The organism is Phnomibacter sp., from assembly GCF_036803085.1.
GTDB lineage: Bacteria > Bacteroidota > Bacteroidia > Chitinophagales > Chitinophagaceae > Phnomibacter.
This window is the reverse complement of the sequence record NZ_DAIRUZ010000004.1, coordinates 51,061-64,225: the sequence shown is the minus strand read 5'-3', so window position 1 is coordinate 64,225 and position 13,165 is coordinate 51,061. Positions and strand designations below refer to the sequence as shown.

Here is a 13,165-nt window from a genome sequence, read left to right as displayed (position 1 = left end):
AATTTAGAATTTTACATCGGGGGCACGTTCGCTGCCTGGGTCTGCTTTAAAGCCTTCTTTTACTGCAAAACCAAACATGTTGGCCAAAATATTCATCGGAAACTTGCGGGCCTTCACATTGTACTCCTGCACCGCTGCGTTGAAATCGTTGCGGGCAACTTTAATGCGGTTTTCAGTGCCTTCGAGCTGTGCCTGTAAGTCGCGGAAATTTTGATTGGCTTTCAGGTCGGGGTAGTTTTCTACCACAGCCAGCAAGCGGCCTATACCAGATGAAATTTGTGTTTGTGCCGCTTGAAACTGAGCCAGTTTTTCGGGCGTCAAATCATCGGCATTTACATTTACAGAAGTTGCTTTTGCACGGGCTTCCATCAGCTTGGTGAGTGTTTCCTGCTCAAAGTTGGCAGCACCTTTCACGGTGTTCACCAAATTCGGAATAAGGTCGGCACGGCGCTGATAATCACTTTGTACGTTGTTCCATGCTTTCTTCACGTTTTCATCTTGCGTTATTAAACCGTTGTAACCGCTACAGGCGCAGCCGCCAAATACCAGCAACGCACCGAGAATAACAATGAGTGAAAGATTTTTCGATTTCATGGGTAATCTGTTTTTAAGAGAATAAAGATATTGATTGCCAACGGTGCTATGCGGAAATTTTATGCCAGTCGGCGTGTAGATTTACAATCGGCAGTTATACATGATGTGATGAACCGCCTGCTAAAAAAAGATAATTCATGTGTGGCAGATATTCTTTGTTTACCCCAAAAGAAAAAGTAGAAGAAAGGCTGCAAGCAACTGCAGTAGAGTGGGAAAACTGGCAGGCCCGCTACAATGCCGCTCCCACTCAACCCATGCCGGTTATTACCAATGAGTTTCCGGGCATTATTCAATACATGCGGTGGGGGCTGGTGCCAAAGTGGGCAAAAGATATGCAGGTGGGTAGTAAAATGATTAACACCCGAAGTGAAAGCATCAGAGAAAAACCTTCGTTCTTCAATATTTTCAAGTACAAGCGGTGCTTGGTTTTGGCAGATGGCTACTACGAATGGAAGGTAGGTATCGATGCTAAATCGGCCCGTCAACCCTACCGCTTTCATTTGCCCGACAATGAGCTGATGCTAATGGCAGGCTTGTGGGATACCTGGCAAAATGGCCTGCAAACTTTTTCCATCATTACCTGTCCGGCCAATGCCGACATTGCACCCATTCATCATCGCATGCCGGTGCTGCTTACCCAAAAGTCTGCTACAGCTTGGCTGAGCAATGAAAGCTCAACAGATGAATTGCTCCATCTTTTGCTACCTGCCCCTAAAGGATTAGTGCAGCGTTATCCAATATACCCACTCCTCAACAGGGCTGGCTACGATCATCCGGATGTGATTACACCAATGCCCAGCTTACTATAACTACAAAGGCACTCCCGATGGAAGTGCCTTTGGTATTCTAACAGTTAAGTCTTAGTCTTTTACCAACTTAAAATCTACGCGGCGGTTCTTCAAACGACCGGCGTTGGTTTTATTGTCGGCTATGGGTTGATCGGCACCAAAACCGGCTGTTGTCAGTTGCGTAGCAGGAATGCCATTTTTCACCAACCAGGCTTTTACTGCATCAGCACGGCGTTTGCTCAGGCTCATGTTGGTTTTAGCACTGCCAGTGTTATCGGTATGGCCTTGAATTTGAATGGGGTTGCTGCCAATAGCTTTAATGGCAGGCAACACATTTTCTTTCAATTCCTTTACACCTTTTGCAGTAAGGGTGGCAGAACCAGTACCAAAAGTGATGTTTTCTGGAGTAAACTTGATTTCGGGGCAACCGTAGTTGGCTACAATACCCGCAACGGTTGGGCATTTGTCCTCTTCATCATTTACACCATCAGCATCGGTATCAGGTATAGGGCAACCCTGATAACGGGCAATACCGGGTACGCTTGGGCACTTGTCTTCTTCATCGTTGATGCCATCCTTGTCGGTATCGGGAATGGGGCAACCCTGATAGCGGGCAATACCAGCTACACTTGGGCACTTGTCTTCTTCATCATTAATGCCGTCTTTGTCGGTATCAGGAATGGGGCAGCCCTGGTATTTAGCCAAACCCTTTACTGTAGGGCATTTGTCTACATTGTCTGCTACACCATCACCATCGGTATCAACCGGTGCAGGTGGTGCAGGTGGTGGAGGCGGAGGTGCTACAACTACAGGAGCGGCAGCTTTAGGCTTGCCGATATTTACGGCAAGACCCATAGTGGTAAGAAAATGGAAATTACCTCTTTCTGTAACAGGTACTCTATATTGGAAGTTGGTCATTAAAAAGGTACCGGGTGCAAGTTTTAACTGAAGGCCAGCTCCCAATGGAAGAAATGCATCGAAACGACCGCCTCCATATGCAGAACCGCCAATACCAGCTGACAAATAAGGTACTAGTGTGTGCCTGTCAGTCAATAATTTCATATGCAGGCTGGCATCCATTTCGTGGAGTGCTTTCTTAGCCACTGTTCTCGGGGTAGCATCGCGAAATGGATAATCAACCCAGCCGAGAAAGTAATTTGCAGACACATCAAAATGTGGGCTTAGACCTTTCAGGTAAGAAATACCAAACGTAGGATCCTGCTCCCTGAATTTTGCCCATCTTTTGTTTGATAAAACGCTTTGCAACGATGATGATCGAATACGTTGCGGAGTAACAAAGTCCTGTAATCCAAAATGGATGGCAATGGTTGCCGGCTTCTTTTCATCGTCCTTTTGCTGGGCTGTTGCAATACCAACGGTCATTAAAGCCAGCAGTGAAAGGCTTAGTTTTCTCATAAGGGGAAATTTATGTGCGACAAAAGTAGGTTTGAATTAGTAACAGCTATAAAAATTTTATCCATAATCTGTTTACCATCAATTTGTTGGCAAAAGCAAAAGTGCCACCCTTTTTGGAGTGGCACTTTGGATGAATATTTTAATGATGTATTACAATGAGGCTACAGGCAAAGACCTGCCGAGGTCTTCTACTTTAACCTGAGCTACGCCGGCAGTTACCATGCCCAGCTCTTTGGCGGCACCTTTACTAAGGTCAATAATGCGTTTCATTTTGGGGTGCATACGATCATTTACACGCACAATCACTGATTTACCAGTTTTGATATTCGTTACCCGCAGCCAGGTACCCAAGGGGTAGCGGTTGCTGGCACATGTAAGCCCGTGCATGTCGTATTTATCGCCGGTGGCCGTTTTACGGCCATGAAAGTTTGGCCCGTACCAGCTGGCGGTACCTGTAGCTACTTTTACCTCTTCGGTTTCTTTCGAAGCCGTTTTATTTTCGGTTTTAGTAGCATACAAAGACAGGCTAAACATTACCAGCAACACCAACATGAGTGGCGCCAGTATTGCATTTTGCCTGATGTATGATTTTTTCAACTGCATGATGTAAGAATGGGTTTGGGTTAAAAAAGTGCGGATTACTGTATAATATCAATAATGCCTACAGGTAACGGAAAGGAGGTGTGGTTATTTCGGTTTCGGGTGCAAAGAAAACCTTTTACCCCCTTTTAGACAACCCTTGGGGAAAGATAGGCCTTGGAAGGAGCAGTTTTTTAACAGAATTTCCGTCAATATGACACGAAAAATGACCAATTGGCTTGTGGCCGGAGTAGTTTTTTTTAGCCTTATGGCGTGTATTTGGGGCTGCTCGGGCCGCAGAAACCCGTATCATCTCCCCCTTACCCTACGGGCAAACCACCTGAAACTGCAATACGACAGCAACCCACAATTGCAAATGGTCTCATTGGAAGGGTTTATTCCGCACCTGAAAACAGACCAGCGCTACACCACAACCAACAACTTTACCAGCCAGATATTGTACAAAGAGCCGGGTGTTTTTTTGCGCAAAGCCGCTGCCGAACCACTTAAAATGGTAGCCGACTCACTGGCCAAACGCGGGCTGGGCCTGCTGGTGTACGATGGCTACCGCCCCTATGCCGCTACGCTAAAAATGTGGAAAATAGTGCCCGATGACCGCTATGCCGCCAACCCGGCCAATGGCAGCGGCCACAACCGCGGTATTGCTGTGGACCTGGGTTTGTACAATTTAACAACGGGCGACACACTGCCCATGCCTACTGGTTTTGATGATTTTACTGAGAAAGCCCACCACAATTACCAGCAACTGCCAGCCGAGGTATTGGCCAACCGGGCTACACTGAAGCAAGTGATGGAGCATTTCGGGTTTGTGGCCCTGCCCACCGAATGGTGGCATTTTTACCTGCCCGAGCCCAAACGGTATCCGTTGATGGATGTTTCATTTAGCACATTTAAGAAGCTACAGTAATCATCAACCTTTCAACTGCTCTTCCAGTTCCATCAGGGCTTCAAAAGCTTTTTCGTATTGCTGTTGAGCGGTATCGAGCTGTTGCTTTACCGTGCTATACTCTTTTTCGGCCTGCAAAAATTGTTGCTTGTCGGCGTACACTGCCGGGTCAGCCATGCGCCCTTCCACCTCCTGCATTTTTGCCTGGAGCTGCTGCAGCTGTTGCTCTTGCTTTTCAAATGCTTTGTGCTGCTTCTGATATTCTTTTTGCAGCTCCCGGTTTACCGGTTGTGGCTTGGGCTGTGCGGCTTTTACAACTACGGGTTCTGGTGCCAGCTGCTCTTGTTTGGCAGCCGCTTCCTGTTGCAGCAACTTTTCTTTCCACTCTAAATATTCCTCGTAGCTACCCCTGAACTCACGGATTTCGTGGTTGATGATTTCCCAAAACACATTGGCCGTTCGGGAAATAAAATAACGGTCGTGGCTAACGATGATAAGGCTGCCTTCGTATTTATTGAGGGCTTCAATGAGCAGCTCCACGCTGTGCATGTCCAGGTGGTTGGTCGGTTCATCGAGCATCAGAAAGTTGGCCTTGCTCACAATGGTTTTGGCCAAAGCTACCCTGGCTTTTTCGCCCCCGCTCAATACCTTGATTTTTTTATCGGTATCATCGCCGCTAAAAAGAAAACAACCCAAGAGTGCCCGGTATTCCAGTTCAGTTTTGCCGGCACGGCTGGTCGTCATTTCTTCCAGCACGGTGTGGTTTACATTCAGCGATTCCAGCTGGTGCTGGGCATAAAAAGCCTCCTGCACATTGTGGCCCCAAATGCGTTCCCCTTCAATTTTTTCGGTACCGGCTATGATGCGCAGCAAGGTAGATTTACCCTTGCCGTTGGCACCAATCAGGGCTACTTTATCGCCCCTGAAAATTTCGGCACTGGTATTACGCAAAATTTCTACATCGCCATAAGCCTTGCTCACATGCTTGAGGGTACAAATGGTGCGGCCGGGCTGCTGACCCACCATAAAGTTGATGCGAATGTTGGGGCGTTCTATTTCTACATCTTCTATTCGGTCGAGTTTATCGAGGCGCTTGGCCACACTTTGTGCCTGTGCGGCCTTGCTGGCCTTGGCTTTAAAGCGTTCTATAAAACGTTCCTGCTGGCGTATGTAATCCTGCTGATTTTCGAAAGCTCTTTTTTGCTGGGCAATGCGTTCGGCTTTTTCTTTTTCATAAAAATCGAAATTGCCTGTGTACATGTGCAGTTGCTGCTGGTATAGCTCCACTACTTTATTTACCATGCGGTTCATAAAGTATTTGTCGTGGCTTACAATGACCACGCTGCCGGGGTAATGCTGCAGGTATTTTTCCAGCCATTCAATACTGGGCAGGTCAAGGTGGTTGGTCGGTTCGTCGAGCAACAGAATTTCGGGCTTTTGCAAAATGAGCTTGGCCAGCAACACCCGCATCCGCCAGCCACCGCTAAACTGATTGAATGGTTTTTCAAACTGGTCGGTTTCAAAACCCAGGCCGTGCAGTACCTCTTCGCTTTGGTGCTGCATGGTATAGCCGCCTGCCAGTTCAAAGTCGTGCAGCATATCGGCATACTTGTGCAGCAGGTCTTCATTGCTATGATCGGTCTCCAGTTGCTTTTCCAGTTGCTTGAGTTCGGCTTCCAGACGGCGGGCTTCTGTAAAAGCATCCATCGCTACTTCAAGCACCGGCTTTTCAATTTCGGTACTCAGCAAATCCTGGTGCAAAAAACCAATCTGCACATTCTTTCCTCTTTCTACCGTACCTGCCGAGCAGGTGTATTCGCCCACCAGCAAGCGCAGCAAAGTAGATTTACCGGTGCCGTTGTAGCCAATCAATCCAATACGTTCGTTGGGCTGTATATGCCAGGTAGCATCCGAAACAATAACCCTGGCGCCAAATTCAAAAGTGACATTATTAAAACCTGCGAGCATGGCGCAAAAGTAAGGGTTGGCCAATAGCGGGCCGTGGGCAAAAACCAACGCTTGCCCAAGGCGGCTTACAATTACATTTGTACAAACATTTGAACATGCCTCGTAAGATATTGATGTTGTTGGCGCTAGTTATTATTGGTGGCGGACTCACCTATTATTTTGGTTTTCGCCATAGCGATGATGAAGCTACAACAGCGCCTGCGCCTTTGCAGGTAAGTGCCGTGTCCGATTCATTTTCGGTATCGGTGCAGCGGGCATTGGGCGAATACTATCAGCTTACAGAAGCATTTGTACAAAAAGACAGCGGTGCAGTAAACCTACGGGCAGGCTCATTTGCCGCCAGTATGCAAGCCATAGCCATGCAGGAGCTGAAGGCCGACAGCCAACTGATTGCATTGGCAGCGGGCATTCAGCAGGGCATTGCCACAGAAGCAACAGCCATTGCCGCCAGCAGCGACTGGACAAAAAAATACCGTTCGTTGCAAACCATCAGCGATCAGTTTTTTGATATGCTCCGCACCGTACAATACAAAGGCGGCAAAGTGTATCAGCAGCATTGCCCCATGGCTTTCGACAATGCCGGTGCCAACTGGCTGAGCCAGCAACCCGCCATTCGCAACCCCTATTTTGGCGACGACATGCTGGACTGTGGTGAAAACCGCGACTCTGTAAATTTTGTACAGTAAACAGCAGCGGGCTTTTTGCTGTTATGTACCCACACCATGAAAAATAAGCTTTACTGGCTGGCCAATTGCCAGCTTTGCACATACCGATTCTTACTGATTACCTTCTTTGTAAGCCTCAGCGTTTTTGGAAAGGCGCAGCGCATTACCATTAGTGGATTTGTGAAAGACTCGCTGACGGGCGAAAGCCTGCAGGGGGCCAATATTTACCTGAAAGGAGCCAGCCGTGGCGTATCGAGCAACGCATATGGCTTTTATTCGCTGACCATTACCGCCGGGGCTACCGAGCTACAAGCTTCATTTGTAGGCTACGAACCCAAAAGCTTTCCCATCAACAGCAGCAAAGATGTGCAGCAAGACATTTTACTGGTGCCTGCCTCGTATGCCAATACTCAGGTAACGGTGGTGGGCCGAAAAAAAGAGAACAACGTGCAAACAGCCCAAATGGGTAAAGTTGATTTGAGTATTGAACGCATTAAACAAATCCCCGCTTTTTTGGGTGAGGTAGATGTGCTGAAAGCCTTGCAACTACTGCCCGGCGTTCGCAATGCCGGCGAAGGCAATGCCGGATTCTATGTACGTGGTGGTGGTGCCGATCAAAACCTGATTGTGCTGGATGATGCTGTAGTGTACAACACCGGTCACCTGTTTGGTTTCTTTTCCATTTTTAATGGTGATGCCATCAAAAACGTAAGTCTTATAAAAGGAGGCATGCCGGCGCAATATGGTGGCAGGCTGAGCAGCGTGGTAGATGTAACTATGAAGGATGGCAACAACCGGGAGTATGAATTTGAAGGTGGCGTGGGCAATATTGCTTCCCGCTTTTCTGCACAAGGCCCTATAGAAAAAGGTAAGTCATCTTTTATTGTAGCAGGCAGACGGACTTATATTGATGCATTGGTAAAACCATTCATCAGCAAGGATGCCAACCTGTATGGCAGCGGTTATTATTTCTACGACCTTAATACCAAAATGAACTTTCGGCTGGGGGCAAAAGACCGTTTGTATTTGAGTGGTTATTTCGGCAGAGATGTATTTACATTCCGCAATAAGGAGAGGGCTTTCAATACCGATATTCCCTGGGGAAACAGTACGGCTACCGTTCGTTGGAACCACATTTTCAGCAAAAAGATTTTTGCCAACACTACACTGGTGTACAACGATTACAAATTCAAATTTGATGCCCTGCAAAATGATTTCCGTATTACACTAAGCAGCGGCATACAAGACCTGAATGCAAAAATTGATTTCGATTATTATCCATTGCCCGAACACAAAGTGAAGTTTGGCGCACAATACACGTACCATACTTTTTTACCCAACCAGGTAAGTGGCAGCCAAGGGGCTACCGTGTTCAACCCCGATAATACAGGCAAAAAATTTGCCCGTGAATATGCCTTTTACATACAAGACGACTGGGAAGTAACCAGCAAGCTGAAACTCGGTGCCGGCATGCGTTTGAGCGGCTTCAATCAGGTTGGCCCGTACTTTTTGTATAATAAAGATGCGCAGGGCAACCCACTTGACAGTACCTTTTTTGGCAAAGGAAAAACAGTGAAAAACTATGGTGGATTAGAGCCTCGTTTTACGCTGCGTTATACCACGGGTGCCAATAGCAGCATTAAAGCAGCGGTAACCCGCAACCTGCAATACATACACCTGGCTACAAACAGCGGCACTACCCTGCCAACCGATTTGTGGGTGCCCAGCACCTACCGTGTTCGGCCGCAAGACGGCTGGCAATATGCTGCGGGCTATTTCCAGAATTTCAAGAACAACATGTTTGAAACTTCGATAGAAGTATATTATAAAAACATGTTGAATCAAATTGAATACAAGGAAGGATTTACCCCATCACTCAACGACCCGGAAGAAGATTTTACATTTGGTAAAGGATGGAGCTACGGCGTAGAATTGTTTGTGAACAAAACCCGCGGCCGTCTTACCGGTTGGGTGGGCTACACCCTTAGCTGGACATGGCGGCAATTTGATAGCCTGAATGCAGGTATAAAATATCCGGCAAAATATGACCGCCGCCACGATATGAGTGTGGTGCTCAACTACAACCTCAACCCCAAATGGAAAATTGGCGGCGTGTTTGTGTATGGCACCGGCAATGCGGCCACTTTTCCCGAAAGGTTTTATGTAGTGGGCGGTATTCTCACACAAGAATTCAGTCGCATCAATGCATACAGGTTACCTTCTTACCATCGGGCCGATGTGAGTGCTACGTATACGCCCAAACCCAACAGCCAGAAGAAGTTTAAGAGCAACTGGGTCTTCAGCATTTACAATTTGTACAGCAGGCTCAACCCCTACTTTATTTACTTCGATCAGGAAGGCGACCCGCAGCAAGGTACTCAACAGGTAAAAGCCTACCAGGTATCGTTGTTTCCCATCATACCCAGTGTTACCTGGAATTTTAAGTTCTGATGATTGGCTGATTGAAGGCTTGATAAAAACTTGAAAATTGGTCATTACCGGCAAAACCAGTAATTATGCTGCATGCAGTATATCGCCCTCATTCAAAACGATGCCGTGGTATTGGGTTTGCTTATGAGCACCCTTGGTTTAGTGTTTTATACCTCTTCATCTAACAACGCTTTTTGGCAGAAATTTTATAAGGTAGTACCCAGCGTATTGCTTTGCTATTTCATTCCATCGTTGTATAACAGCTTTGGTTTGATTGATGGCGAAGAAAGCAAGTTATACCCCATTATCAGCCGGTATATTTTGCCTGTGAGTCTGGTACTACTCACCATCAGCATTGATTTTCCTGCTTTAAAAAGATTAGGCGGCAAAGCATTGATTATGTTTTTAGCCGGCACTGTAGGTATTGTATTGGGCGGGCCACTTGCGGTAGCAGTTTTTAGTGTTGTATCTCCAGAAACGGTTGGAGGTGAAGGCCCCGATGCGGTATGGCGAGGATTAAGCACCATAGCAGGTAGTTGGATTGGGGGCAGTGCCAACCAAACGGCTATGAAAGAAGTGTTTGGAGCCAGCGATAAATTATTCAGCGCCATGATAACTATGGATGTGATTGTGGCGAATATCTGGATGGCATTTTTATTGTACGGTGCTGGTATTTCAAAAAAGCTGGACGCTAAACTCAAAGCAGATGCCAGTGCCATTACTGCACTACAAACAAAACTGGCCAACTATCAATCCAACAATGCAAAAATCCCCAGCACAGGCAATCTGATGATTATTTGTGCTATTGGTTTTGGGGTAATGGGATTGAGCCATTTGCTGGCCGACTGGATTGCACCCGCTATAAAAGAGCATGCGCCTTTCTTAGAAGAGTTTAGCTTAACCTCTGTTTATTTCTGGATTATTGTACTGGCTACTACCGGAGGCTTGTTACTGTCGCTTACTTCAGCCAAAAACCTGGAAGGTGTGGGAGCATCAAAAGTGGGCACACTATTGTTATATGTGCTGGTAGCTAGCGTAGGCATGAAAATGGATGTGCTGGCTATTTTCGACAACCCATTACTGTTTGGCGTGGGAATACTGTGGATGGCTTTTCACGTACTGATTATGCTGGTGGTGGCAAAACTGATAAAAGCACCTTTCTTCTTTGTGGCAGTAGGTAGCCAGGCCAATGTTGGTGGGGCTGCCAGTGCTCCTATTGTGGCTTCGGCTTTTGCACCATCACTTGCACCGGTAGGCGTGTTACTGGCAGTATTGGGTTATGCCCTCGGCACCTACGGCGCCTACCTCAGCGGATTGATGATGAAGTGGATTGTTGGCGGATAATTTCTCAATATACAATGGCGGCGAATGATTATAGAACCATTGATTTTATGACCAACTAACAGCCCGCCTAAGTCAATTTTTATCTGTGTTTTTTTAGCAGTATTATTCTTTTTCAGCCTTTAGTTTACACCACCATGTTTATCCTGTGTTTGCATCGGCAGTAAGAAATATTTATCGTTCAGAGGTCAGCATTGTCCATGACTGTACAAGAGCCACCGAAATACATTTTGCCAGTGATTGTGCTGGCACAATTTCTCTGTACATCCTTATGGTTTGCAGGCAATGCAGTGATGCGCCCCCTTAGCCAAGAGCTACACCTCGATGCTGATTTTGTAGCACACCTTACCAGCAGTGTACAATTGGGTTTCATTACGGGTACATTGCTGTTTGCCATACTGGCTATTGCCGACCGCTTTTCGCCCTCCACAGTTTTTATGCTGAGTGCAGTATGTGCAGGAATGTTCAACTTAGGCATGAGCATTACAGATTTGCACCCCATGCATGTATTGTTGTTTCGATTTTTCACCGGCTTTTTTCTCGCAGGCATTTATCCTGTAGGCATGAAAATAGCTGCCGATTATTTTCAGCAGGGCTTGGGAAAATCGTTGGGCTTTTTGGTGGGTGCATTAGTTGTGGGCACAGCTTTTCCGCATTTACTTAGCAACATGTTGCAAGGCGTTCCATGGCGATATGTATTGTATTGTACCACTACCCTTGCCATCATTGGCGGAGTAGGCATGTGGCTGTTGGTACCCGATGGACCGCACCGCAGTAAGCCGCAACAATTTTCGTTCGGTGCTTTTGCAGCAGGCTTTCGCCAACCGCATTTCCGGCAGGCAGCACTCGGCTATTTTGGCCATATGTGGGAGCTGTATGCATTTTGGGCTTTTGTACCAGTGATGTTGCAGTATTACAACAGCACTCATCCGCAAAGCAAGATAGATATACCGCTGTTAGCATTTGTGATTATTGCTTCTGGCGGATTGGCTTGTGTAGTGGCAGGATACTTATCTCAATCATTTGGCACTGCCAACATTGCCCGCAAGGCATTGTTACTTTCCTGTTGCTGCTGCTTAGTTTCTCCGCTGCTGTTGCAACAACCTTCAACAATTGCATTACTGATTTTTCTATGGTTATGGGGCTTGTTTGTGATTGCTGATTCGCCGTTGTTTTCATCACTGGTAGCAAAGCATGCACCAGCACAATCAAAAGGTTCGGCACTCACCATTGTCAACAGCATCGGCTTTGCCATCACCATTGTGAGCATTCAATGTATTCACTTTTTTTCGGGTAAATTACCACTGCCATTTGTGTACATGCTACTGGCCATTGGGCCGTTGCTCGGTTTAATAGCACTGCGTAAAAGAATAACTGCATAAAAAAACGCCTCCACATCAGAAGCGTTTTTATCAAGAATGAATCTCTTTCCCTAATCTCAAATTAACCAGTTAACTAATCAACCAATCAACTCGTTAACTGATGTTACCTCGGCACTTCCACTTTCTCCAACAACTGCTGTACCATATCATCTGCGGTAAAGCCTTCCATTTCTTTTTCTGGTGAAAGGATGATGCGATGCCGCAACACATGCGGCACGATGCCCAAAATATCTTCTGGCAATACAAAGTCACGGGCACGTATTGCTGCCATGGCTTTAGCGGCTTTTAAAATGGCCAATGAAGCACGGGGCGATGCGCCGAGATACAAAGAAGGATTGTTGCGGGTGCTGGCAATAATGCTGGCAATAAACTCCAGCAACTTAGGCTGCACCACCATTTGTCGTACCAGCAAACGGAAGTAAGCGATATCGCCGGCGTTCAACACGGGTTGAACTTCTTGCAACAATTCAGCAGCACTTTGGTGTTGTTGCTGTTGCAAAATCTGCACTTCTTCCTGCACCGTAGGATAGCCCACATTTATTTTAAACAAGAAACGGTCAAGTTGCGCTTCGGGCAAACGATAAGTACCTTCTTGCTCCACAGGGTTTTGCGTAGCCACTACAATAAATGGCTCTTGCATGGGATAGGTTTGTCCATCTACTGTTACTTGCCTTTCTTCCATCACCTCAAACAACGCCGATTGCGTTTTAGCCGGGGCACGGTTGATTTCATCAATCAGTACAATATTTGAAAACACAGGGCCGGGCTTAAACTGAAACTGCATGTTTTGCGGATTGAAAACCGAAGTACCCAACACATCACTCGGCATCAGGTCGGGAGTAAACTGCAGGCGACTGAATGGCACTGCAATGCTGCGGGACAGCAACTTGGCCGATAACGTTTTCGCCACACCTGGCACGCCTTCAATCAGCAGGTGTCCATCGCACAGCAAACCGGCAATCATGAGGTCAACCATTTCGGTTTGCCCCACAACTACCCTGCCGATAGCACCCCGCATCTGTGATACTGCTTCGCTGAGTTTGCTCAAATCCGTTCTGTTCTCAAACATTTCTTCCATAGTCAGGTTGGCTTTGT

The 13,165-nt window shown here is 46.8% G+C and carries 11 protein-coding genes; 6 read left to right on the top strand and 5 right to left on the bottom strand.

Annotation, left to right across the window (positions count from 1 at the left end):
- Window positions 1-3: 3 nt before the first annotated feature.
- Window positions 4-594 carry a LemA family protein gene (locus V7Q13_RS09615; RefSeq protein WP_333800467.1) on the bottom strand — a complete coding sequence of 197 codons (591 nt, stop codon included), beginning with the start codon at window positions 592-594 and terminating at the stop codon, window positions 4-6.
- A 137-nt stretch (window positions 595-731) separates the two neighbouring features.
- Between V7Q13_RS09615 and V7Q13_RS09610 the strand changes: the two genes are divergently transcribed.
- A complete protein-coding gene (locus V7Q13_RS09610) occupies window positions 732-1,403 on the top strand; it encodes an SOS response-associated peptidase (protein WP_333800466.1) in 672 nt (223 codons plus the stop codon).
- Window positions 1,404-1,454: 51 nt separating this feature from the next.
- Here V7Q13_RS09610 and V7Q13_RS09605 read toward each other — a convergent pair whose 3' ends face one another.
- On the bottom strand, window positions 1,455-2,798 hold the full coding sequence (locus V7Q13_RS09605) for an OmpA family protein (RefSeq protein ID WP_333800465.1): 1,344 nt from the start codon (window positions 2,796-2,798) through the stop codon (window positions 1,455-1,457).
- A gap of 150 nt (window positions 2,799-2,948) precedes the next feature.
- Window positions 2,949-3,401, bottom strand: a complete 453-nt coding sequence (locus tag V7Q13_RS09600) for a septal ring lytic transglycosylase RlpA family protein (RefSeq protein ID WP_333800464.1) — start codon at window positions 3,399-3,401, stop codon at window positions 2,949-2,951.
- Window positions 3,402-3,645: 244 nt separating this feature from the next.
- On the opposite strand from V7Q13_RS09600, the gene V7Q13_RS09595 reads away from it, so the two are divergent.
- Window positions 3,646-4,305: a M15 family metallopeptidase gene (locus V7Q13_RS09595; RefSeq protein WP_333800463.1), complete on the top strand. Its 660-nt coding sequence runs from the start codon at window positions 3,646-3,648 to the stop codon at window positions 4,303-4,305.
- A gap of 3 nt (window positions 4,306-4,308) precedes the next feature.
- Here V7Q13_RS09595 and V7Q13_RS09590 read toward each other — a convergent pair whose 3' ends face one another.
- On the bottom strand, window positions 4,309-6,252 hold the full coding sequence (locus tag V7Q13_RS09590) for an ATP-binding cassette domain-containing protein (protein WP_333800462.1): 1,944 nt from the start codon (window positions 6,250-6,252) through the stop codon (window positions 4,309-4,311).
- Between the two features lie 95 nt (window positions 6,253-6,347).
- Between V7Q13_RS09590 and V7Q13_RS09585 the strand changes: the two genes are divergently transcribed.
- The 4 genes from V7Q13_RS09585 (at window position 6,348) to V7Q13_RS09570 (ending at window position 12,070) form a co-directional block, all read left to right on the top strand.
- The gene (locus tag V7Q13_RS09585) at window positions 6,348-6,938 is read left to right on the top strand and encodes a DUF3347 domain-containing protein (RefSeq protein ID WP_333800461.1); all 591 of its coding nucleotides are present in this window, start codon (window positions 6,348-6,350) and stop codon (window positions 6,936-6,938) included.
- A gap of 36 nt (window positions 6,939-6,974) precedes the next feature.
- On the top strand, window positions 6,975-9,368 hold the full coding sequence (locus V7Q13_RS09580) for a TonB-dependent receptor (RefSeq protein ID WP_333800460.1): 2,394 nt from the start codon (window positions 6,975-6,977) through the stop codon (window positions 9,366-9,368).
- 72 nt (window positions 9,369-9,440) lie between these two features.
- Window positions 9,441-10,691, top strand: a complete 1,251-nt coding sequence (locus tag V7Q13_RS09575; protein WP_333800459.1) for a DUF819 family protein — start codon at window positions 9,441-9,443, stop codon at window positions 10,689-10,691.
- 197 nt (window positions 10,692-10,888) lie between these two features.
- A complete protein-coding gene (locus V7Q13_RS09570) occupies window positions 10,889-12,070 on the top strand; it encodes an MFS transporter (RefSeq protein ID WP_333800458.1) in 1,182 nt (393 codons plus the stop codon).
- Window positions 12,071-12,173: 103 nt separating this feature from the next.
- On the opposite strand, the gene V7Q13_RS09565 is transcribed toward V7Q13_RS09570, so the two are convergent.
- Window positions 12,174-13,148, bottom strand: a complete 975-nt coding sequence (locus V7Q13_RS09565; protein WP_333800457.1) for an AAA family ATPase — start codon at window positions 13,146-13,148, stop codon at window positions 12,174-12,176.
- Window positions 13,149-13,165 lie beyond the last annotated feature (17 nt).

Coding starts and splice junctions, on each gene's coding strand:
- V7Q13_RS09615 (WP_333800467.1), bottom strand. CDS start 594: ATGAAATCGAAAAATCTTTCACTCATTGTTATTCTCGGTGCGTTGCTG.
- V7Q13_RS09610 (WP_333800466.1), top strand. CDS start 732: ATGTGTGGCAGATATTCTTTGTTTACCCCAAAAGAAAAAGTAGAAGAA.
- V7Q13_RS09605 (WP_333800465.1), bottom strand. CDS start 2,798: ATGAGAAAACTAAGCCTTTCACTGCTGGCTTTAATGACCGTTGGTATT.
- V7Q13_RS09600 (WP_333800464.1), bottom strand. CDS start 3,401: ATGCAGTTGAAAAAATCATACATCAGGCAAAATGCAATACTGGCGCCA.
- V7Q13_RS09595 (WP_333800463.1), top strand. CDS start 3,646: ATGGCGTGTATTTGGGGCTGCTCGGGCCGCAGAAACCCGTATCATCTC.
- V7Q13_RS09590 (WP_333800462.1), bottom strand. CDS start 6,252: ATGCTCGCAGGTTTTAATAATGTCACTTTTGAATTTGGCGCCAGGGTT.
- V7Q13_RS09585 (WP_333800461.1), top strand. CDS start 6,348: ATGCCTCGTAAGATATTGATGTTGTTGGCGCTAGTTATTATTGGTGGC.
- V7Q13_RS09580 (WP_333800460.1), top strand. CDS start 6,975: ATGAAAAATAAGCTTTACTGGCTGGCCAATTGCCAGCTTTGCACATAC.
- V7Q13_RS09575 (WP_333800459.1), top strand. CDS start 9,441: ATGCAGTATATCGCCCTCATTCAAAACGATGCCGTGGTATTGGGTTTG.
- V7Q13_RS09570 (WP_333800458.1), top strand. CDS start 10,889: ATGACTGTACAAGAGCCACCGAAATACATTTTGCCAGTGATTGTGCTG.
- V7Q13_RS09565 (WP_333800457.1), bottom strand. CDS start 13,148: ATGGAAGAAATGTTTGAGAACAGAACGGATTTGAGCAAACTCAGCGAA.